The sequence below is a fragment of the Bacillus cereus group sp. BfR-BA-01382 genome, from assembly GCF_022663475.1.
Taxonomy (GTDB): domain Bacteria; phylum Bacillota; class Bacilli; order Bacillales; family Bacillaceae_G; genus Bacillus_A; species Bacillus_A thuringiensis_S.
The window spans coordinates 1-22,018 of record NZ_JAKUFQ010000051.1 but is presented as its reverse complement, the minus strand read 5'-3'; the positions used below and the strand labels follow the sequence as shown (position 1 = coordinate 22,018).

The window sequence follows — 22,018 nt, the reverse complement described above, 5'->3', positions numbered from 1 at the left end:
AAAATCCGACCTCCTCATAAAAATCTGTATTATTATTTTACCACGAACGCCCATAAAAAACCTAAAAAAACGAACAGATATTCGGTAAAATTTTCGACAATCTACACATAGAAAAAGGAAGGAGTCAAAACTTCCTTCCTCTACTAACTCTATTTTTTAGGTACATATAATAAATCATATCCATTGCGCCCATTTTCATTCACACAGTCTATTAACCTATAAGCCGTTTGTGATTCACGCTGCTCTTTAACAATCCTTTTACAGCTATCTTTATATAACCTTTTATCCTCACCAGCAAATTTGTCTTGTCTACTATCTAACACATAAAGGATATCTTTCCCACTATGCTCTAACGTTTGAAAAACCGGGTCACCTTCATCGGTATACTGTACAATTCTTATTTCATCAACTTTCCCTTGTTCCACATTCCAAACGAACTGCTCGAATTTATCTAGATTGGAAATCCTGGTTCCCTTTACAATGGCATCATTCTTCTTATTAATTGTAGTGTTAGATGGTGAACATGCTACTAAACTAAAGAGAAATAGACATAGACATATAAAACTAGTTCTTTTTCCTATTGTCATCCTCTCCTATAAAAATTATTTGTATACCCAAAAGCTACTTTCAACTATGAAAGTAGCTTTTCTTTTCCTTTCTCCTTCTTTGGAAAAATAACATATGAAAATGAAATCGCTGTATCAACTAAAAATATAATCGCCCACACTTGGCTCACACGGCTTGCAGCTTTATTTAAAACGATTCCTGATTCTAACCAATTACCCCATTGTTCAAACGGAATAAATCCATACGCGAAGAAAAAGAATATGTGCACACCAACGAATAAAACAAGATGTAATACCCAATTTTTTATTTCCTGCTTCGCATAGGCCATACCTGTTAATTCTATGTGCTCTTCCATAATTGGCGCTGGTTCATTACGCCATTTCGCAACTAGCTTTTGCGCAAATATATCCAGCTTCTTCAAATCCTTTTTCCCGTAGAAAACTGCATACAATAAAATAATTACAGTAATGATTTGAAATTTAGAGAACTTTCCTGTTTGATAATAGTCCACTACCCCTAATGTTAAAATAAACACTTCATTTACGAGGAGTACAATCCCCATAATAAAGCTCGCCTTTTTCAAACGGAATCCGTAACGGAGTAAAAAGAAACCGATAGCTGATAACCAAAATACAATTTCTGCCCCAATTAAAAAATACCAACGATATTCTGCGAGTATACTCATTTATCCTTCTCCTTTTCATCATAAATACGAAAAGCTTCATCCATATATATTAAAAGTTCTTCTTCAATTGGATACATGCTCATTTTCTGTGAATCTTCCTTCGATTTTCTAACTTCCCATAACTTATCTAAAAATGCTTCGTCACCATTAGCCATTTCTAAACACTTCTGCATTAATTTTTTCGTTGCCCCTTGTACCTCATCATTAGCAGCTTCTTTACCTTCCTTCATAAAAGTACGGAATTGCTTTAATAAATCTACCCATTCTAAAACATTCGGATCTTCTTCACTCATATTCGGCAAATTGTGAAGCAACTTTTGTTCTTCCTTTGAAAACACTTCATTTTGGAATATTTCACGTATACGAGGAGACTGTTTCGAAAGCTGAATAAGTTCAAACATAACTTTCCAATCAAGATCTCCCTCCACATCTACCGAATAAACAACAGCTTGTAAAACACGCTCCATTCGATTAAATTTCTTTTGTTCTTCCTGTACAAACCGAAGTTGTTTTTCAAGAGAATCCTTTAAGTTAAGCTCACCTTTTACTAACATATTCGCAGCCTCTTTTAATGAAAATCCCATTTCCTTTAAAAATAAAATTTGTTGCAGCCTTATTACGTCAACTTCACTATATAAACGATGCCCACCTTCTGTTTTCCCGCTCGGCTTTAACAAATCTATTTGATCGTAATAACGTAATGTACGTACTGTAACCCCTGTTTCTCTCGTCAATTCTTGTATTGAAATCACTACCATCACCTCTTCCCCTTCATTATAAAAGATGACGTTACGTAACTTTCAAGTAATTTGTAAAAAAATACAAAAAGCTGTTTATACAAAGTGTATAAACAGCTTTTATGGAAATAACCCCTTTTGTATGGCGCGCCCACAAAATAAAATAAGTGCTCCAACAACAACACTCGTTGCTGTTTTATGATAATGAGCTGAAACTAATAAATAATATGATAAACCGACAGTACCGAGCATAATACAAATACTTGGCACTGGATTACGAGAGAAGTTCTGCATTCCCCAAAACAAAGCAAAAATAGCCGTAGCGACACATAATACCGGTAATCCCATCCCAGTTCCCCTTTTTTCTATCTATTCCTTGTTGCTAACACGCTCGTTGATGCGATACTTATCAATAAACCAAAACCAATCCTTATATATTTAAACGTTTAATCTAATTGAAATCTCTCAAACTTATCATTTATTTTCTTTCTCCCTTACTCCAGCGTAAAGATTTCCTCCACCTTCACTCCAAAATACTTGGCGATTTTTAAGGATAACTCTAGACTCGGATTGTAATGATGATTTTCAATCGCCACTATCGTCTGCCGCGTCACCTGCATCGCCTTTGCCATTTCAACTTGTGTTATATGATTTTGCTTTCTTAACTCTTTTATTTTATTTTTCACACCCATAGGATCCACCTTCAAAAGTAAAGATATCTTTACTTAAATTATAAATATTTTCCAGCAACAAGTAAAGATATCCTTACAAATTTTAGAAAAACATTTCACTAAACATCTACTCTAACAAAGTACAAGAGTAGTTCAATTTATATCAGCGTTTTTTTAATATATCGACATCGATAGCACTATAAGCATAAGAAAGAAGCTGTCCCAAAATATCTTTTGGAACAGCTTCTTCGTCCTACTACATAAATCCTAACGCATATACAAGAACGTATCCAAGAATAGAAAGGCAAACCGAGCCGATCAGCCCCGCCACGAATGCCTTACTTCCTAACTTACGGAACGTTTTAAACTCTACATTTAAACCAAGCCCCGCCATCGCCATTGCAATCAGCATGTAAGCAATGACAACAATGTAGCCGGCAACAACTTCTGGTATAACCCCGAGCGAATGCACTGCACTCATCGCTAAAAATCCGAAGATGAACCACGGAATTGGAAGATCGCGCCACGATTTTTTTTCCTCGCTACCTTCACTCTTACCAAACCATAATCCAATTAAAATCGCTACTGGCACAAGCATTGCAACGCGCGTTAATTTCACGATAACTGCGATGTCTACAGCCGTGCTTCCTCCTGGTGCCGCAGCTGCGATGACATGGGCGATCTCATGCAGCGTCGCACCTGAGAATACACCGTAACCGTATGGAGATAAACCAAGCACTGGATATAATAACGTATAAATAAGCGTAAATATAGTACCTAAAATTGCGATAATCGCTGCTCCAACTGCTGTTTCGTCATCTTTTGCTTTCACTTGCGGTGCAATTGCCACAACCGCGGCCGCGCCGCAAATTGCCGTACCGCATGCTGTTAAAATCCCAAGTTTCTTTTCTACTTTAAATACTTTCGTTAGTCCGTACACAACAAAAATAGTAAATGTAATAACAACCGCCGCGATGACCAATACTTTCGGCCCCGCCTTCGCAATATCAACAAGATTTAATCGCATTCCAAGTAAGATGATCCCAAAGCGCAGTAACTTCTTACTCGCAAAGTTCGTTCCTGCAATCGCATCATGAGGAACTCCAATTGCAGCGCGCCAAACCATCCCAATTAGAATAGCAATTACTAATTGTCCCATAATATTTAAAAATGGAAGCCCAGCTAAATATTTCGCGGCAATTGCGATTAATAATGTAATCCCAATTCCTTGCGAAAATCCAAAGCCCTTCTTCTTTTGTATAACAAGTGTTTGTTCCACCTTGTACCACCCCAATAATCGTATTGGAACATGCATGTTCTTTCTACTTACATTATAAGAGAGTTTCTATAATAAGTTTAATATCAATACCAAATCTCTATCATCAGAAATACTTATGATAAGATGATAGAAAAAGAAAGGAGCCCATTACATGAACGTAGACATTTTAAAAATATTTGTTACTGTCGTTGAACAGAAACACTTCTCACGTGCAGCAGAATTATTAAACCTTTCACAACCTGGCGTAAGTATGCATATACGCAACTTAGAAAACGAATTTGGCACTACTCTTATTCAGCGCTCCCCAAAGCACGTCCAAGTGACGGAGGCTGGAAACATACTATATATACATGCAAAGCAAATGCTCTCTCTTTACGAAGAAGCCAAACAAGAAATTAACGAATTACATAACGTTGTAACAGGAACTCTTCGCATCGGTGCTAGTTTCACAATTGGCGAATACTTACTTCCAAAAATACTGGCTAACTATGCGAATGAAAATCCACACGTCGAAGTTCATACCTTTATCTCAAATACAGAAGACGTTTTACAAAGTCTTCGCTCTAATCAAATCGATATCGGCTTAGTGGAAGGGCAAGTCGTATACGCCGACGTTGACGTTGAAACGTTTATGCAAGATGAAATGAAGCTCGTCGTCCCTCCAAATCATCCACTGCTCCGCACAAATGAAATAAATGAAAGTACACTCCAAGATCAAGTATGGGTATTAAGAGAAAGTGGTTCTGGTACACGCGCTTATAGTGACCGCTTTATTCATCAACACCATTTGAAAATGAAACGATTCTTTACATTTAGTAGTATCCAAAGCGTTAAGGAAGCAGTTAGTGCCGGACTTGGCATCGCTATACTTTCTGATTGGACTGTACGAAAAGAGCTACTGGCAAAAGAGCTATTCCACGTCGAAGTTCCAAATGAACAACTCATCCGTCCATTCTCCATCGCGCGCGGCAAATACTTCATCCCGTCTAAAGCCATTCAGGTGTTTTTAAATCATGTAGACTCTTTTGCGAAAAAACAGCATTGACCTTCACATTAGTGTGAAGGTTTACAATACATGTAAAAGGAGTGAAACACATTGCGAATTGGAGAATTATCAAAAGAAACTGGCGTTAGTGAAAGATCACTAAGACATTACGAAGAAAAGGGACTACTCCCTTCTAAGCGCCTCGCAAATGGCTACCGTGATTTTGATGAAAGTGCCATCGAAAAAGTGGAGCTTATTCAAATGTACTTACAAATTGGCTTAAATTTAGAAGAGACGGCAAGGATGCTGCGTTGCCTTGCAATTGAACCGCACCTATACGACAATCCGTGCAGCAGCATTCTTACGCTTTATGAAGATAAACTCAATGAAGTAACAAAGCAAATCTCATTGCTTTCCAACATTCAAACAAATTTGCAAAAACACGTTTCACTCCTAAAACAAGCAAAAGAAAAGGGATGATTACATGTTTGTTATACATGGCAGTTCAAGAAAAAACGGAAATACGGAAGCTTTAACACATATGATGATTGATGGAATTGAAACAGAACAAATTTATTTACGTGATCACACAGTCTATCCTATTACAGATAAGCGTCATGATGCAGAAGGATTCCAACCTGTAAATGATGATTATGAGCAGTTAACGAAACGCATGTTAGAGCACGACACAATTATCTTTGCTACACCGCTATACTGGTACGGAATGAGCGGACATATGAAAAACTTCGTCGATCGTTGGTCACAAAGCTTGCGCGATACATCTCTTCATTTCAAAGAAAAAATGAAAGGCAAAAAAATGTATGTTGTCATCGTTGGCGGAGACAATCCAAAACTGAAAGCATTGCCGCTTATCGCTCAGTTTCAATACATCTTTGATTTTGTTGGTTCATCATTTGAAGGATATATTATTGGGGATGCGAATGGACTAGATGAAATCCAAAACGATGCTGAGGCGCTGGCAAAAGCACAATTGTATAATAATAAATTCAAAAATAGCGAACAGAAATAAGTTTGACAAACTATTTAGACTTAGCGACGCAAGAAGAATTAGAAATTATGTTACAAGAATACCCTGGCACAATACTTTTCATTAGCCATGACCGTGCCTTTATTCGCTCTGTTGCAGACCATATTCTACAAGTAGATGAGAGTGAACCAAGAATATTCCATGGTAATTACGAGCAATACACAAAAAGAACAACCGGGGATTCTGTAAACGTTACTGAACAAGAATTATTACGATTACAAACAAAATTAACAGAAATCATCGGCCGAATTTCCATACCAAATCATCACGATGACATCACATCTCTCGAACAAGAATACGAAACATTATTAGTTCAAATCCGAAAATGTAAAGAAGCGCTCTAATGTCTTCCCTATATATCGACAAGGCCTTCCGCATTTCCCAAGAAATATTGGAACTTCGACACAGAATAGCATTAATAAAAGTGAAAAAACCGTGCATCAGCACGGCTTTTTCACTTTTATATACGGACAGCAGTCCCGCTCACCGCAACCATTAGCATTCCTTCGCGAACTACTTCGTAATCCACGTCGATACCAACAATTGCATTCGCATTTTTTTGTCTTGCGAAAGTTTTCATTTCTTCCATTGCGATGTCGCGCGCTTCTTTTAATTTACTTTCATAAGCACCCGCGCGACCGCCGACAACGTCACGAACAGAAGCGAAAAGGTCACGAACGATATTCGCGCCCATAATCGCTTCTCCATTGACGATATCGATGTACTCAATAATTTCTTTTCCTTGAATTGTAGACGTTGTTGTTACAATCATGCTTTATAGCCTCCCATATAAGATTTTCACTTACTTATGGTGCACTAATTCAGCAGAAATTATATTTATGAACTGAACTGAGCTTCGTATAATCGGCTGTATCCTCCGCCTTGCTCAATTAGTTCCTCATGCGAACCTTGTTCTGCAATACCATCTTTATTTACAACGACGATACGATCTGCATTTTTAATCGTTGCAAGCCTGTGAGCGATAACTAATGTTGTACGGCCGACAGATAGTTCTGCAAGCGATTTTTGAATCGCTAGTTCCGTCTCTGTATCTAATGCAGAAGTCGCTTCATCTAATATTAAAATTGGTGGGTTTTTCAAGAACATACGAGCAATCGCTAGACGCTGTTTCTGTCCACCAGAAAGTTTCACACCACGCTCACCGATAACGGTATCTAAACCGTCTGGTTGTGAGTAAATTAAGTCTTCTAACTGCGCACGTTTTACCGCCTGCCAAATTTCAGCTTCTGACGCCTTTAAATTTCCGTAAGCAATATTTTCACGAATCGTTCCTGAGAATAAGAACACATCTTGCTGCACAATTCCAATTTGTTTACGAAGTGAAGATAATGTCATATCTTTCGTATCAATACCATCAATTCGGATTGAACCAGACGATTGTTCATAAAAACGTGGGAGTAAACTACATAACGTTGTTTTTCCAGCTCCTGATGGTCCAACGAACGCAACCGTTTCACCTGCATGTATGTTCAAACTAATGTCATTTAAAATCGGTTCTTTATTTTCATATCCGAACGTAATGTTGTTATATTGAATATCACCATGTACATGTTTAACTTCCATCGCACCTTTAGAGTCTACAATATCTGGCTCTGTTTCAAGAAGCTCTACATATCTCTTAAAACCAGCGATCCCTTTCGGATAGCTTTCGATTACCGCATTAATTTTTTCAATTGGGCGGAAGAAAATATTCGTTAATAGAACGAATCCAATAAATCCACCGTACGTTAATTCACCTTGCAGAACAAACCATGTACCGCATATTAAGACGAAGAGTGTTACGAGACGCATGAGCATATAACTAATCGATGAATTTAATGCCATAATTTTATACGCCATTAATTTCGTTGTGCGGAAACGAGCGTTGTTAACAGCAAATTGCTCTTTCTCAAACTTTTCATTTCCAAATGCTTGTACTACGCGAATACCACCAACATTATTCTCAATACATGCATTGAAGTCAGCAACGTCTGAGAATAAACGTCTAAATGTACCTGTCATTTTTTTGTTGAAGTAAAGTGCTAACCATAATAAGAATGGAATGACGAAGAACGTTAATAGCGCTAACTTCCAGTTGATCATCATCATAAATGAAAATGCCCCAACTAAAGTCATAATAGCGATAAATAAATCTTCTGGTCCATGGTGAGCAATTTCCCCAATTTCCATTAAGTCGTTTGTAAGACGTGAAATTAAATGACCTGTTTTATTATTGTCAAAAAATCTAAATGATAGCTTTTGAATATGATCAAATAATTTCTGCCTCATATCCGTTTCAATGTTAACACCAAGCATATGTCCCCAATATGTAACAACATATTGTAAGCCTGCATTTAATATATACACTGCAAGTAAACCGAAACAAGCCCATAAAATAAGCGTCCAGTTTTGTCCTGGCAATAACTTATCAATAAATTGATTTACGATAAGCGGGAAGCCAAGTTCTAGTAATCCTGCGACAACCGCACAAGAAAAGTCGAGTATAAATAAACCTTTATACGGTTTATAGTAAGAAAAAAATTTACGCAGCATATCTTACCTCCATTTTCCAAAATTAAAAAGACTCTCTAAATGATAACCATTATCAAATAATTATTCAAGTTATCCGTCTATGAAACTAAAAATAAGATTTTTGGTATTTGTCATTTTTTCCAGAGAGTCGATATATTCAAATAATCGCCGATATAAATTTCATTTACTAACTACCCTCCCCCAAAACAAAAAAGGTACCACCACAAGGTGATACCATTCCTTCTATTACATCGCTTCCGAATCCCACTCATGCTCCTGCTCAACGAATACAATACCTAATTCGTGATGTCCACCAGCATATAATGCAGTTTGTGCAAGACGAAGCTCACCATTTGTATCTAATACTTCTAATTTACAAAATGCTCCTGTCGTCTTCGTTTGAAGCGCATCATAAAATTCCTCGGCGCTTTTTGGAATGACTCCATTTACTTTCGTAATAATTTCTCCAGGTAGTAATTTTAGCTCTGCTCCAATTGTATTTGGGATTGTATCTAGTACAACGAGCCCATCATTGCGTGCAGCAAAATACGCTGGTCTTGTTTCATCAGTAATTTTCTCTTGCATCGAAATTGTGAAACGCCCAAGCATTGCGACTCCCATCGCGATAATTGCAAGTACATGCCACCAGTAACTTGCGATTCCTAAAACGAGCACAAGTCCTGCTAACCCATAAACACGTCTTCCTGTAAATAATAAAGCTTCCGTCGGCTCATAACTTTTAATCTTTCTCATAAATCCAATTAAAAATGGAACGAGAAATAGAGAATATGTATTTGAACCTATTGAAACGACAGGCCACCATGAAATAAACTGCGTTACCGCATCACCCGGTACAAGAATAAAAATAGGAACGATCCATAAACGCTTTGATTCGTGTAAACCAATCTTTAATCCACGCTTCCCCTTCCTAATCTTCGGTGTAGAATATCCTACTGCGTTTTTAGAAATCAATAAGCCTTCTACAATAAGCATAACGCCTAGCAAAATAGCAAGGGATACAATGGTATTCTCTTCACCTTCTCGAAGCTGTAAGAAGGAAACTGGTAGCTTAGAAGATAATAGAACACATACAATCGCAATGCTAAATGTATAAGCCGCTGATAAATATCGATACATAGCCGTTAATCCAAATAGTAATGTCCAAATTAAAATGGCCCATAAGCTTGCTTTAGAAACAACAAGTCCAAGCCCAATCGTAATAATAGATACTACTAATCCGTATCCAATCCCTGCAAATAGAGAGGTTCGCAGTTCAAACCAAATATCATAAACTTTAAAAGAAAAATCTTTTCGTTCTCTTAACATACGTAAGTATCCAACGAAGATACTACTTATTACAAATATATAGACAGCAGGGTGTAAGAAAAAACGTCCAACTGCCCGCATTATTTCAAAAATCCAAGACTCCACGAACTCATTCACCACCATTTATATCATTCTTTCTTTTTATATTATCATAACTAAACAAACGTTTGTTTAACACAAAAAAATACAGGCAGCAAACTGCCTGTATTTCTTCTTATTTTGCCATTAATTTTAATGCTGACTGTAATTGTAGATCATTTTCTCCAGAACGGATTTTTTCGATAATTTTAGTTTGAATCGCTTCAGCTGTCTTTTTATCAAGCTGTCCTGTCGCTTCCATTTCATTCGCATTTTGGAATGCTTTCAGCGCTGATTCTGTCTCTTTACTAAAGTATCCATCTTCACGACCTGGTACATATCCTAAGCTCTTAAGCATTTCTTGAGCATGTTTTACTTGTACATCATTTGAATTGTATGAAAGTGTTTTTTCAATTTGAATTGGTGTCGCATGATAATAATTTGGTTGCTTCACTTCTACTGTTGGCGCGATTCCTTTTTTATGAATCCAGTTCCCATCCGGTGTTAACCATTTAAACATCGTTAATTTAATGTTGCTGCCGTCTTTAAATGGAACAGCTTGCTGGACAGTACCTTTACCAAATGTCTTTTCACCAATTAAATCGTATCCTTCTCCTTCTTTCAGTGCACCAGCTAAAATCTCTGAAGCAGAAGCACTTCCATTATCAATTAATACTGAAATTGGATATGGTTTTCTCTCTTTCAGTTCCGTAGAGAATTTCTTCTTCTCACCATTTCGCTGCTCTACTTGTAGCATCGGCTTTTTATTCGTCATAATTTCTCCCAGTATATCTTCTACACTATTTAAATAACCACCAGGATTACCACGCACGTCAATAACTAAGCCTTTTATATTTTTCTTCTCTAACTCTTTTAACTGATCCTTAAATTCCTTCGCTGTATTTTCAGCAAAAGAAGTGATTTGCATATAACCGATATCTCTTCCGCTCTCTTGCTTCACAGAACTAAACACTGTAAAGATCGGAATTTTTTCACGCTTAATTTTAAATACAATCGGATCAGTTACTCCCGCACGTTTAATTTCAATTGCGACAGTCGTTCCTTTTTTACCACGGATCTTTAATACTGCTTCTTCACGTGATAAGTCTTTCACACTGTTTCCATCTACAGATAAAATTTGGTCATTCGGTTTAATTCCTATCTTTTCTGCTGGTGAACCTTTAATTGGTGATACGATAATAAGCTTATCGTCCGTTTTGTTCACCTCAGCCCCAATCCCCTCTAATTCAGGATCAAGCGATTCACTAAACTGTTTGGCTGTTTCTTTATCCATATACGTGGAATAAGGGTCCTTCAGCGTAGACAACATGCCTTGTATTGCACCTTCAACTAACTTTTCATCTTTCACGTCTTCCACATAACGTGAATCAATTAGTGCATACGCCTCATTAATTTTTGCCAAATTCCCTTGCGCAGTGCTAGCATTCCCACTCGAAATTGTTTGCGTTACTTCTGCTGGGTTAACCCCAAATACAGACATGCCTGCAAACATTCCGCCAGCACCAATTAAAAATGCAACAACCATTCCAATAATTGCAACTCTACGTTTCAATGCGGAATTCCCCTTTCCAAAACACACAGGTGGTGTAGCAAAAGGCATCACACAGTGTGTGATGCCTTTACCTATTTCTACTATATGATAAGCTTGTACGAATTATGTTTGCAACTTTTTATACTTTTAAGAAACGACGAATTGACATTACACTTCCCCACATACCAATTAACGCACCGATTAACACTAGTAAACCAGCTAATTGGAATACGAAAGGACTGTATGGTAGAAGCTCGAAAATTGTTCCGCCAAGTTTTTCGTTAAACACACCTTGCAACGAATTATACGTAACTAGAATTAGGCCAATTGGAATAATTGATCCTAATACTCCTAAGAATAACCCCTCTAGCAAAAATGGCCAACGAATGAACCAGTTTGTTGCACCAACAAGTTTCATAATTTCAATTTCTGTACTACGAGCATAAATTGTAATTTTAATTGTGTTAGAGATTAAGAACATTGCTGTGAATAAAAGACCAGCAATTAACGCAATCCCAATGTTACGACCAGTTTTTACAGTATCAAATAATCGTTCAACTTGCCCTTTTCCGTACTGAACATTACTGACAAACTGCATTTTTTCAACCTTCTTCGCGATTGTCGCTGTATCTGTTGGTTCTTTTGCTTTTACAACGAATACGTTTTTAAGTGGGTTATCTTGTTCAAATAACTCAAACGTTTTTCCGCTATCACCTAAGCTTTTAATTAAACGTTTTAACTCTTCTTCTTTAGAAGAATATTTAATAGAATCTACTTTTGCAATCTTACTCATATCTTCTTCTAATTTCTTTTGATCAGCTTCTTTCGCAGCTGGATCAATGTGTACACGAATCTCTACATCTTGCTCTACTTTCGTCGCAAAATGGTTCATATTCATAATCGCTGTTAAAAAGACACCTACAAGTAATAATGTAACTGTTACTGCACTAACAGAAGCAAATGTCATCCATCCGTTACGTGATAGATTCTTTACACCTTCTCGCAAATGTCGACTAAGGGTCTTAGCCTTCATATCCGTATCCTCCCTCAATCTCGTCTCGAACAATTTTTCCGCCTTCAATCGCGATTACACGATGACGGATTGTATTTACGATATCTGCATTATGCGTCGCCATAACAATTGTTGTACCACGCTCATTAATGCGAGTAAAAATCTTCATAATATCAAGAGCTGTTTCAATATCTAAGTTACCTGTTGGCTCATCGGCAATTACAACCTTTGGTCGATTTACAATCGCTCTTGCAATAGCCACACGTTGTTGCTCTCCACCTGAAAGTTCACTTGGAATTGCATCTGCACGATCTTCAAGACCTACAAGACCTAAAACCTCTGTTACACGCTCACGAATTGCATCTGGTTCTTCTTCAATTACTTCTAAAGCAAACGAAACATTCTCATATACCGTTAATTTAGGTAGTAATTTAAAATCTTGGAAAATTACGCCTAATTGACGACGAAAATATGGAACATCTCTTTCTGCCAATGTTTCAATAACAAGTCCATTTACATTAATTGATCCTGTAGATGGCTTCTCTTCACGATACATCATTTTAATAAATGTAGATTTTCCGGCTCCACTCGGTCCAACTACGTATACGAACTCACCTTGTTTAATGTTAACTGTAAGACCAGCAATGGCTTTCATACCATTCGGGTACTCCTTATAAACATTCGTCATTTTTATCATTATTTATCACCCAATACTTAATGATTTTTTTCGAAATACTTTTCTGTACATCTGAAAATAAAAGACATCCTTCATTTTCACTTAGTCATCCTTGTTGAAGGTAGTTTACTTATGCTTTCTCATAAGCAATACCACTCTATGTAATATATTTCAGCAAAATTCTACAAACCCCATTGTAACATCAAACGGTTTCCAGTTCGGATACATTTTTGTTACAGTTATGTTACATAAATGAAAAGGAAAACGAGTTGACCTATATTATCAACTCGTCCAGTTCACCTTTTTTATTTATGTTCAGCTAACCATTCAGATACTTTTTTCGCATCTTCACCTTGAATAAGTCCTGGTGACATTGAACCGCGGCCTTTTTTAATAATCTCTTCGATATCTGCAGCGTCGTACTTACCGCCTACTTTTCTTAAATCAGGTCCAGTTGCCCCTGATAAATCTGTCGCGTGACATCCAGCACAACTTCTTTGGAAAATTTGTTCTGCGCTGTCTGTGCTTGCAGACTGTTTCGAAGACTTACTCTCTTCTTTATTTCCGCATGCTCCTAAAGCAAAAACAACCGATGTCCCTAGCGCAATAGCCAACAATTTCTTTTTCACTTCTATCGCTCCCCATTGTTGATATTCTTTTTATTCCTAACACACTCATTTTCATTATAAGCATTATCTTTATATAGAAAAACTAAGGTGTATTTCATATTCCTCAAAAATACAGTGAGAACCTTGATAAAATAAAGCTTTCATAAGTTGTTTCAATTCTGTGAACAGCTTAAAAAACTTCTATAAAGAATCCTTTTTAAAAGGAAAATTAGAAATGTTCTATATAAATCTTTACCCTATTATCGCTCTATTTTACTATTCTCTACTTTTTACAAAACAATATACACCATTGTAATCTACATATAATCCCATCAAAAAGAGAAGTTGTCGTTTCCAACTTCTCTTCCTCTTTACTTCATCTATAAAAATAAAATCAAATTCTTTATATCCTCTATATCCTCAGCGTGGGCCAACAATTTAGTTGGCTTTTTTTCACTTATTAGATGCGAGAACGTAAGTAAGCATCAATAAATGGATCAATCTCTCCATCCATAACTGCTTGTACGTTACCAACCTCCGTATTTGTACGGTGGTCTTTTACAAGAGAATACGGGTGGAATACGTAAGAACGGATTTGGCTACCCCATCCGATTTCTTTTTGTTCCCCGCGGATTTCATCTAATTGTGCTTGTTGCTCTTCTAGTTTCTTTTGATATAATTTCGCTTTTAACATCTTCATCGCATGCTCACGGTTTTTAATTTGTGAACGCTCTGACTGACACGTTACAACTGTATTTGTCGGTGTATGTGTAATACGAACTGCTGAATCTGTCGTATTAACGTGCTGCCCACCCGCTCCACTTGCGCGGTACGTATCAATTTTTAAATCTTCTGTACGTACTTCGATTTCAACTTCATCATTGAACTCTGGTACAACTTCACAAGATACGAACGATGTATGACGACGACCTGAAGAATCAAATGGTGAAATACGTACAAGACGATGTACACCTTTCTCTGCTTTTAAGTAACCGTAAGCGTTATGACCTTTAATTAATAAAGTTACACTCTTAATACCAGCTTCATCACCCGGTAAATAGTCAACCGTTTCTACTTTAAATCCACGTTTTTCAGCCCAACGTGTATACATACGTAATAACATAGAACCCCAGTCTTGTGACTCAGTTCCACCTGCACCTGGATGTAATTCTAAAATTGCATTATTTTTATCATAAGGATCACTTAATAGTAACTGAAGCTCATACTCATTCATTTCTTGAATTAAGCCTTTTACTTCTGACTCTAATTCCTCATGTAAATCTTCATCGTATTCTTCTTTTAAAAGCTCATGCGTTACTTCTAAATTTTCGAATGTTTCATCTAATTGACGGAAACTTCCAACCATATCTTTTAACGCATTCGCTTCATTAATTACAGCTTGCGCGCCTTGTTGGTCATCCCAAAATCCTGCGCTCATCATTTTTTCTTCTAATTCTGCAATTTGTTTCTCCTTAGTAGGAAGGTCAAAGAGACCCCCTAAAAGCCGCTAATCGCTTAGCCATTTTCTCTAATTCCTGTCTAATTTCTACTAATTCCATTTCCTTCACCTCTATGTAATTGCTGTTACTTTCGTATGAAAACAAGGGAAACTCTCTCCACTTATTACGGAGAGAGTTTAACCCTTCTTAATTATACATTTTTGATATAAAAGTTTGCAAAACAGCCAAAGCTACCGCCCTATATTACTGAACAATACCACAGCAGTTTTTATATTTTTTACCGCTACCACATTTACATAAATCGTTGCGGCCCACTTGGTCACCTTTTACAACTGGCTTTTTCTTCGCTTCTTCGCCGTCGCTAGATGGATGAACAGCTTCACCTTGAACAACTTCTTGACGTTCTAAGTTTTGTTCAATTTCAGCTTTCATAATGTAACGAGAAATTTCCTCTTCAATAGAAGCAACCATTGACTCGAACATCGCAAATCCTTCCATTTGGTACTCACGAAGTGGATCAATTTGACCGTAAGCACGTAAATGAATACCTTCACGAAGGTGATCCATCGCATCAATATGCTCCGTCCATTTTGTATCTACAACGCGGAATACAACAACTTTCTCAAACTCACGCATTTGCTCTTCTGGCATAAGCTTTTCTTTGTCATTGTAACGCTCTATTAATTTCGCGATAATCGGTTCGCTCATTTCCTCAGGAGCAAGGCGACGTAATTCTTCTTCTTTTACGTCTCCTTCTTGAAGAAGGTTTGTATTTAAGTAGTCAACAAGACCTTTAATGTTCCAATCTTCTTCAATTTCCTCTTGTGTGTGAAGCGCAACAGCACGTTCTACTGTAGATTTCATCATACCTTCAATAATGCCACGTAAGTTTTCCGATTCCATTACTTCTTGACGCTGCTTATAAATCACTTCACGTTGCTGACGAAGTACATCATCGTATTGTAATAACTGCTTACGTGCATCATAGTTATTTCCTTCAACACGTTTTTGTGCAGACTCTACCGCTCGAGAAACCATTTTACTTTCAATTGGCTGGGAATCATCCATACCAAGACGATCCATCATTGCTTTCATATTATCTGAACCAAATCGGCGCATTAATTCATCTTCCATCGATAAGTAGAACTGCGTCACACCAGGATCCCCTTGACGACCAGCACGACCACGTAACTGATTATCAATACGACGGCTTTCATGACGTTCTGTACCGATAACTGCTAGACCGAAGATTTTCACATCATCTCCAAGCTTAATATCTGTACCACGACCAGCCATATTCGTCGCAATCGTTACAGCACCTTTCATACCAGCTTCCGCAATAATATCTGCTTCACGTGCATGGTTTTTCGCATTTAAAATGTTATGACGTACACCTTTACGCGTTAACATTTTTGAAATAAGCTCTGAAGTTTCAATTGCAACTGTACCTACAAGAACAGGTTGCCCTTGTTTATGACGATTTACAATATCCTCAACAACAGCATTGAACTTACCTTCCATTGATTTAAAGATTAAATCAGCACGATCATCACGAATAATCGGTTTGTTTGTTGGAATTACAATAACGTTCATATTGTAAATGTTACGGAATTCCTCTTCCTCTGTTTTCGCTGTACCAGTCATACCAGATAATTTTTCATACATACGGAAGTAGTTCTGGAATGTAATTGTCGCAAGTGTCATACTTTCATTTTGAATTTCTACACCTTCTTTTGCTTCAATTGCTTGGTGTAATCCTTCGCTATAACGACGACCTTTCATAAGACGACCAGTGAATTGGTCTACAATTACGATTTCGCCTTCTTGTACAACATAATCTGTATCACGGTGCATAACAACGTGTGCACGAAGCCCCTGATTAATATGGTGAAGAAGTGCTACATGTTTTAAATCGAATAAGTTTTCAATATGGAAAGCTTTCTCTGCTTTCGTAATACCATCTTCTGTTAACATTACATTTTTCGTTTTCACATCAAATGAATACTCTTTTTCATTTTCTAACGTACGAACGAATGCATTTGCAAACATGTATAGCTCTGTTGATTTTTGAGCTTGTCCCGAAATAATAAGCGGCGTACGTGCTTCATCGACTAAAATAGAATCGACTTCATCGATAATAGCAAAATGAAGTGGACGTTGAACGCACTGCTCTTTATATAAAACCATGTTGTCACGTAAGTAATCGAATCCAAGCTCATTATTTGTGCTATACGTAATATCAGCAGCATAAGCCTCTTGTTTCTCTTCGCGTGACATACTATTTAAGTTAATTCCTACCGTTAAGCCAAGGAACTCATGAAGTTGTCCCATTTCGTTCGCATCACGTTGTGCTAAGTATTCATTGACTGTAACAACGTGAACACCTTTTCCTGTTAAAGCATTTAAATATACAGGTAATGTAGATGTTAACGTTTTACCTTCACCCGTTTTCATCTCAGAAATATTCCCTTCATGTAAGGCAATACCACCCATTAACTGTACGCCATATGGACGCATTCCAAGAACACGAGTTGCCGCCTCGCGAACAACTGCAAAAGCTTCAGGTAGTAGATCATCTACTGTTTCACCTTTTGTTAGACGTTCTTTAAATTCAAGCGTCTTTCCTTTTAATTGTTCATCAGTTAGTGGCTTAATAGATGACTCTAATGCATCAATTTGCTCAACTGTCTTTTGCATACGTTTAATTTGGCGTTGGTTTACATCAAACACCTTTTTTAAAATACCGATCATAGGAAATACGCTCCTCTTTTATTAAAATAAAACTTCCGATTGTTTTCTTTTTCTCTATTACAATCAGTCGTTGTAAAAATCAAATGTATGTTATGCCAATTTTTCTCCTAATTAAAAAAACTAAAATGTATATACCTAATGATAATTGTAACACTTGTCTTATAACTATGACAACAATCGGCCGAATGTCTCGTTCTAAATTAAGAAAAGTTTTTTAAAAATCTATTTTCAGCAAAAAAAGCGCAGCCATTTCGGCTGCGCTTTCGAATTATTATTTAGTTTCGATTAAACCGTATTTCCCATCTTTACGGCCATATACAACATTAGTTTCATTTGTATCAGCATTTGTGAAGACGAAGAAATTATGTCCTAGCATATCCATTTGTAGAATCGCTTCTTCAACGTCCATCGGTTTTAAATCGAATCGTTTTGTACGTACAAGTTCTAATTCATCCTCTTCTACCTCATCCATAACAGCTACTGCTTCTGGAAGGATAAAGTTTGTTTTCATAGAACCTTTCTCACGTAACTTACGATTTACTTTTGTTTTATGTTTACGAATTTGTCGCTCAATTTTATCAACTACTAAATCGATAGCAGCGTACATATCGCTATTAGTTTCTTCTGCACGAAGTAATAAATCAGTAAATGGTATTGTTACCTCGACACGTTGCTTGTCAGAGTATACTTTTAAATTAACTTTAATCTCTGGGAATGTATCAAAATAACGTTCTAACTTACTTAGTTTTTTCTCTACATATTCCTTTAATGCTGGAGTTACTTCAATATTTTCACCACGAATGTTGAATTTCATAGATGAATTCCTCCTTTCAAGCCTATGTACTATAATTTCGACACTGGCTTAAAAACTCCTTCTAACTTTTTTAAAAAAATTAGTGGAATTGCGATTTTTTTATCGTTTTTTGTTGAAATGAAAAGATGCATCGTTTCTATCTTTATTTTATCCTATTAACATCGTGAATAACGAATATAAGTGTGGCCAATTCGTTACAGAAAAGAAACAACTTTTTGACAACTTACCCTATAACAAAAAACCCCTTGCGAAAAACAAGAGGTTCTACCATATATATAACGTTGCCACAAATGCAGCTTTCTCTTCCCAAAAACAATATTCCTACAGTTTTACAACATTAGCTGCTTGTGGTCCACGTGCTCCATCTACAATGTCAAACTCTACTTGTTGCCCTTCTTCTAATGACTTATACCCATCTTGTTGAATAGCAGAAAAATGGACAAATACATCGTCACCATCTTCGCGCTCAATAAATCCAAATCCCTTTTCTGCATTGAACCATTTCACTCGTCCTTGCATGTTCATTCCATTCCCTTCACTCTAAAAATCAGGGCATTCGCCCCATATTTTGACTATAACGAATGACAACATATGAAGTCAAAGAAGACTTATCGCCTTTTTATTATCCCTTTCGACACTGCCATATTAACTTCTACAAAGTGTCAAACTAGATACTTCCCTTGCCCCTCTCTCATATAACAAACTTCCGATTTGCCTAACTGTAATTCCTGTCGTATACACGTCATCAACGAGTAAAATATGTTGCCCACAAAACATCTCTTCTCCCTGAAAATAAAAAGGATTGCTTCCTGACATCCTTTCTTTACGCGTCTTCTTACTTTGCTTTTCTGTTTCTCGCCGTCTTAAGGAAAAATCAGAAATACGGACAGGCAAACAAGTTGCTAATAACTCCGCTTGATTAAAGCCACGTTCAACTTCCCTTTCCTTACTAAGCGGAACAGCGATAACGGTTGAAACATCAGCAAAATACTTTTGAAATAAACTTCGAAAAGGACGATAAAAAATGCGCACTAACTCTGCATCACCCCGAAACTTAAACTGTGCTACTATTTCTTTCATCTCATTATCGTACATGTATAACGAACGGTTTTTAAAAGGACGATACTTCTCCTCATTCATCCACCTTATACAATCTATGCAAATACCGTCTTCTTGAAATGAGGCAGGAACAAATTCTAAAGGTCGGCCGCACTCCATGCAAATTTCTCCTATAATATAGGAAAGTTTCTGCTCACATCTATCACATATATATTTTCTATGACACTTTACAAAAAAAGTGTACCAACTAACCTTTTCTACAAAACACTCATCACAAAGTAAACAATGCATTAATCGATCAATCCTTGTTCTTTGGCATTTTTATTCATACCTTGAATATGTTTTTTCGCGCGCACCATCGCCTCTGTCTTACCATAGTGAAAATAAATGACCTCTCCATACGGTGCTTCAAAGCTCCGCCCTGCTCGGCCCGCAATTTGTACGAGTGCACTTTCTGAGAATATTTCTTCTTCAGCCCCTAAAACCGCTACTTGCAAATTTTTCACCGTTACGCCTCGCTCTAAAATTGTCGTTGTAACTAATAATGGGATTTCTCCTTTTCTGAAAGCCGCTACTTTTTCTTTTCTCCCCGGATCTTCTGCATGTACACCTTCAATTCGCTTGTTTAATGATTTTAACAACAGGCTTATCTCTTCTATATATCGCACATGGGGGACAAATAAAAAAATAGGATGTTTTTTATTTAAGTATGTTTGTAACCACTGTAGTAAAACTCGAGGAATTCTTTTATGAATGAGGCTTTTTTTCCAATTCCCGCACCAACAAAATAAAGGAACTGGTAAAGGATGACGGTGATATCGTCCAGAAACAATAACACCTTTTTGTTCACCTTTTCTAAATTTTCGCTTCCACGTTTCATCTGGAGTCGCAGTTAAATAAATACGCGCCGCCCTTTCTTTCATCGCTTGTTTTACCGCGTACTGTAACATTTGATCTGCACAATATGGAAAAGCATCTATCTCATCTACAACCATGACATGAAACGCCCTATAATAACGCAATAATTGATGCGTGGTCGCAACGACTAATACTGCATCTTTTTCTTTATCCACACTCCCTCCATATAAAGCCGCTACCTTTATATATGGAAATACTTCTTGTAATCTCGGTGCTAATTCCAGAACAACATCCGTTCTCGGCGTTGCGATACAAACTCTTTCTCCTTTTTGAAGCGCTTCGTTAATACCGTAAAACAACATCTCTGTTTTCCCAGCCCCGCATACAGCCCAAATAAAAAATGATTCTTTTTGCTTAATAGCCTCTACAACACCTTGTGTCGCCAAATTCTGACCAGTAGACAACTTCCCGTTCCACTGTAACAAGTTTAATTTCTTTTCTCTCTTTCTTTCAGCAATCCCGCGAACAAGTACAGCACATTCACTTACCCTCCCCATCGTTATACACTTCCGGCAATATGTGCACACTTTACTGCACCTTCTACATAAAAACGACGCAAATAGCCGCTGATCTACATTTCCGCAGCGTTGGCACATATATTTAGAATTCTTCTTTTTTACACCTTGTACACATATGACCTCTCCCTTCCTTTTCAAATCATTTAATTCCCTCTGTAAATCTGAAGAAAGTTCGTCTAATAGCAACTGTTTCCCCGCCAGCATCAACAATCACCTCCAGCACTACTATAAACCCTTCTTCAAATCCCGTAAAAACTCAAAAAAGCCGATAACCTACTTATAAAATAGTAAGCTATCGACTTTATACACGTTTTTTATTCTTTTATAGATCCTAGAATCGACCGTAACCTAAGAAATGTTTTTGGTTATATGAGCTGTTAATATCACCGTACGCAATTCCTTTATCACTAGCATGGATCATTTGGCCATTACCAACGTAAATACCGATGTGAGATGGACCATCTTTATAAGTGTTTTGGAAGAACACTAAGTCTCCCGGCTGTGGACTACTTATTTTAGAAACTGAGTTCCAGTAACCCCTAACATCTTGACGACCTACACCAAAAATGTAAGAAATGAATCCACTACAATCAAAACCACCGTTTGATGGAGATGCACTTCCCCAAACATATGGCTTACCCAAATATTGCTTAGCTTTACCAATTACGCCAGTATCCGGTGGAGTTGGTGCTGGGTTTTGCTCTGGTGTTTTCTTTTCTGCTTTAGGTGCCTCTTTTTTAGG

The 22,018-nt window shown here is 37.1% G+C and carries 24 protein-coding genes and 1 pseudogene; 4 read left to right on the top strand and 21 right to left on the bottom strand.

Annotation, left to right across the window (positions count from 1 at the left end; all coding sequences use genetic code 11):
* Nucleotides 1–149: 149 nt before the first annotated feature.
* The 7 genes and pseudogenes from MR160_RS19550 to MR160_RS19525 form a co-directional block, all read right to left on the bottom strand.
* Nucleotides 150–587, bottom strand: a complete 438-nt coding sequence (locus tag MR160_RS19550) for a DUF4362 domain-containing protein (RefSeq protein WP_000151997.1) — start codon at nucleotides 585–587, stop codon at nucleotides 150–152.
* Between the two features lie 44 nt (nucleotides 588–631).
* Nucleotides 632–1,252 carry a hypothetical protein gene (locus MR160_RS19545; RefSeq protein WP_000025202.1) on the bottom strand — a complete coding sequence of 207 codons (621 nt, stop codon included), beginning with the start codon at nucleotides 1,250–1,252 and terminating at the stop codon, nucleotides 632–634.
* Nucleotides 1,249–2,010, bottom strand: coding sequence for a MerR family transcriptional regulator (locus tag MR160_RS19540; RefSeq protein ID WP_000260349.1), 762 nt, complete (start codon nucleotides 2,008–2,010; stop codon nucleotides 1,249–1,251). Before MR160_RS19540 ends, MR160_RS19545 begins: the two co-directional genes overlap by 4 nt.
* Nucleotides 2,011–2,109: 99 nt before the next feature.
* A complete protein-coding gene (locus MR160_RS19535) occupies nucleotides 2,110–2,337 on the bottom strand; it encodes a hypothetical protein (protein ID WP_000524123.1) in 228 nt (75 codons plus the stop codon).
* 17 nt (nucleotides 2,338–2,354) lie between these two features.
* A pseudogene (locus MR160_RS35345) lies at nucleotides 2,355–2,426 on the bottom strand (ATPase); the annotation flags it as partial.
* Between the two features lie 57 nt (nucleotides 2,427–2,483).
* On the bottom strand, nucleotides 2,484–2,681 hold the full coding sequence (locus tag MR160_RS19530; RefSeq protein WP_000538364.1) for a helix-turn-helix transcriptional regulator: 198 nt from the start codon (nucleotides 2,679–2,681) through the stop codon (nucleotides 2,484–2,486).
* A 235-nt stretch (nucleotides 2,682–2,916) separates the two neighbouring features.
* Nucleotides 2,917–3,939, bottom strand: a complete 1,023-nt coding sequence (locus MR160_RS19525; RefSeq protein WP_000438423.1) for a YeiH family protein — start codon at nucleotides 3,937–3,939, stop codon at nucleotides 2,917–2,919.
* 151 nt (nucleotides 3,940–4,090) lie between these two features.
* On the opposite strand from MR160_RS19525, the gene MR160_RS19520 reads away from it, so the two are divergent.
* From MR160_RS19520 to MR160_RS19505, 4 genes are read left to right on the top strand one after another with little or no spacing between them, the layout of a single operon-like run.
* On the top strand, nucleotides 4,091–4,984 hold the full coding sequence (locus tag MR160_RS19520) for a LysR family transcriptional regulator (protein ID WP_242297882.1): 894 nt from the start codon (nucleotides 4,091–4,093) through the stop codon (nucleotides 4,982–4,984).
* Between the two features lie 51 nt (nucleotides 4,985–5,035).
* On the top strand, nucleotides 5,036–5,404 hold the full coding sequence (locus tag MR160_RS19515) for a MerR family transcriptional regulator (RefSeq protein WP_001219192.1): 369 nt from the start codon (nucleotides 5,036–5,038) through the stop codon (nucleotides 5,402–5,404).
* A 4-nt stretch (nucleotides 5,405–5,408) separates the two neighbouring features.
* Entirely contained in the window at nucleotides 5,409–5,954 is a 546-nt protein-coding gene (locus MR160_RS19510) for a flavodoxin family protein (RefSeq protein WP_000497589.1), read from the top strand.
* 2 nt (nucleotides 5,955–5,956) lie between these two features.
* On the top strand, nucleotides 5,957–6,316 hold the full coding sequence (locus MR160_RS19505; RefSeq protein ID WP_000186323.1) for a hypothetical protein: 360 nt from the start codon (nucleotides 5,957–5,959) through the stop codon (nucleotides 6,314–6,316).
* A gap of 116 nt (nucleotides 6,317–6,432) precedes the next feature.
* Here the strand turns inward: MR160_RS19505 and MR160_RS19500 are convergent, their stop codons facing one another.
* From MR160_RS19500 to MR160_RS19435, 14 genes are all read right to left on the bottom strand, one after another.
* Nucleotides 6,433–6,744, bottom strand: a complete 312-nt coding sequence (locus MR160_RS19500) for a heavy metal-binding domain-containing protein (protein WP_000637523.1) — start codon at nucleotides 6,742–6,744, stop codon at nucleotides 6,433–6,435.
* Between the two features lie 65 nt (nucleotides 6,745–6,809).
* Nucleotides 6,810–8,525 carry an ABC transporter ATP-binding protein gene (locus tag MR160_RS19495; RefSeq protein WP_000944607.1) on the bottom strand — a complete coding sequence of 572 codons (1,716 nt, stop codon included), beginning with the start codon at nucleotides 8,523–8,525 and terminating at the stop codon, nucleotides 6,810–6,812.
* A gap of 225 nt (nucleotides 8,526–8,750) precedes the next feature.
* Nucleotides 8,751–9,953: a PDZ domain-containing protein gene (locus tag MR160_RS19490; RefSeq protein ID WP_000261257.1), complete on the bottom strand. Its 1,203-nt coding sequence runs from the start codon at nucleotides 9,951–9,953 to the stop codon at nucleotides 8,751–8,753.
* A 91-nt stretch (nucleotides 9,954–10,044) separates the two neighbouring features.
* A complete protein-coding gene (locus MR160_RS19485; protein ID WP_000830306.1) occupies nucleotides 10,045–11,481 on the bottom strand; it encodes a S41 family peptidase in 1,437 nt (478 codons plus the stop codon).
* Between the two features lie 118 nt (nucleotides 11,482–11,599).
* On the bottom strand, nucleotides 11,600–12,493 hold the full coding sequence (gene ftsX / locus MR160_RS19480; protein ID WP_000645028.1) for a permease-like cell division protein FtsX: 894 nt from the start codon (nucleotides 12,491–12,493) through the stop codon (nucleotides 11,600–11,602).
* On the bottom strand, nucleotides 12,483–13,169 hold the full coding sequence (gene ftsE, locus MR160_RS19475) for a cell division ATP-binding protein FtsE (protein ID WP_000594331.1): 687 nt from the start codon (nucleotides 13,167–13,169) through the stop codon (nucleotides 12,483–12,485). Before ftsE ends, ftsX begins: the two co-directional genes overlap by 11 nt.
* Nucleotides 13,170–13,453: 284 nt before the next feature.
* The gene (gene cccB, locus MR160_RS19470; RefSeq protein WP_000727971.1) at nucleotides 13,454–13,777 is read right to left on the bottom strand and encodes a cytochrome c551; all 324 of its coding nucleotides are present in this window, start codon (nucleotides 13,775–13,777) and stop codon (nucleotides 13,454–13,456) included.
* A 439-nt stretch (nucleotides 13,778–14,216) separates the two neighbouring features.
* A protein-coding gene (gene prfB, locus MR160_RS19465; RefSeq protein WP_097807990.1) for a peptide chain release factor 2 occupies nucleotides 14,217–15,315 on the bottom strand; the annotation gives its coding sequence in 2 pieces (ribosomal slippage) (nucleotides 14,217–15,242 and nucleotides 15,244–15,315; 1,098 coding nt in all).
* 144 nt (nucleotides 15,316–15,459) lie between these two features.
* Entirely contained in the window at nucleotides 15,460–17,967 is a 2,508-nt protein-coding gene (secA, locus tag MR160_RS19460; RefSeq protein ID WP_000579374.1) for a preprotein translocase subunit SecA, read from the bottom strand.
* 271 nt (nucleotides 17,968–18,238) lie between these two features.
* Entirely contained in the window at nucleotides 18,239–18,781 is a 543-nt protein-coding gene (gene hpf / locus MR160_RS19455; RefSeq protein WP_000671187.1) for a ribosome hibernation-promoting factor, HPF/YfiA family, read from the bottom strand.
* Between the two features lie 321 nt (nucleotides 18,782–19,102).
* Nucleotides 19,103–19,300, bottom strand: coding sequence for a cold shock protein CspC (gene cspC / locus MR160_RS19450; protein WP_001990088.1), 198 nt, complete (start codon nucleotides 19,298–19,300; stop codon nucleotides 19,103–19,105).
* 126 nt (nucleotides 19,301–19,426) lie between these two features.
* Nucleotides 19,427–20,131 carry a ComF family protein gene (locus MR160_RS19445; RefSeq protein WP_044783038.1) on the bottom strand — a complete coding sequence of 235 codons (705 nt, stop codon included), beginning with the start codon at nucleotides 20,129–20,131 and terminating at the stop codon, nucleotides 19,427–19,429.
* The gene (comFA, locus tag MR160_RS19440; protein ID WP_086402452.1) at nucleotides 20,131–21,480 is read right to left on the bottom strand and encodes an ATP-dependent helicase ComFA; all 1,350 of its coding nucleotides are present in this window, start codon (nucleotides 21,478–21,480) and stop codon (nucleotides 20,131–20,133) included. The genes MR160_RS19445 and comFA overlap by 1 nt, the downstream gene beginning before the upstream one ends.
* Nucleotides 21,481–21,607: 127 nt before the next feature.
* A partial coding sequence (locus tag MR160_RS19435; RefSeq protein ID WP_242297881.1) for a C40 family peptidase occupies nucleotides 21,608–22,018 on the bottom strand: 411 nt, incomplete at its 5' end.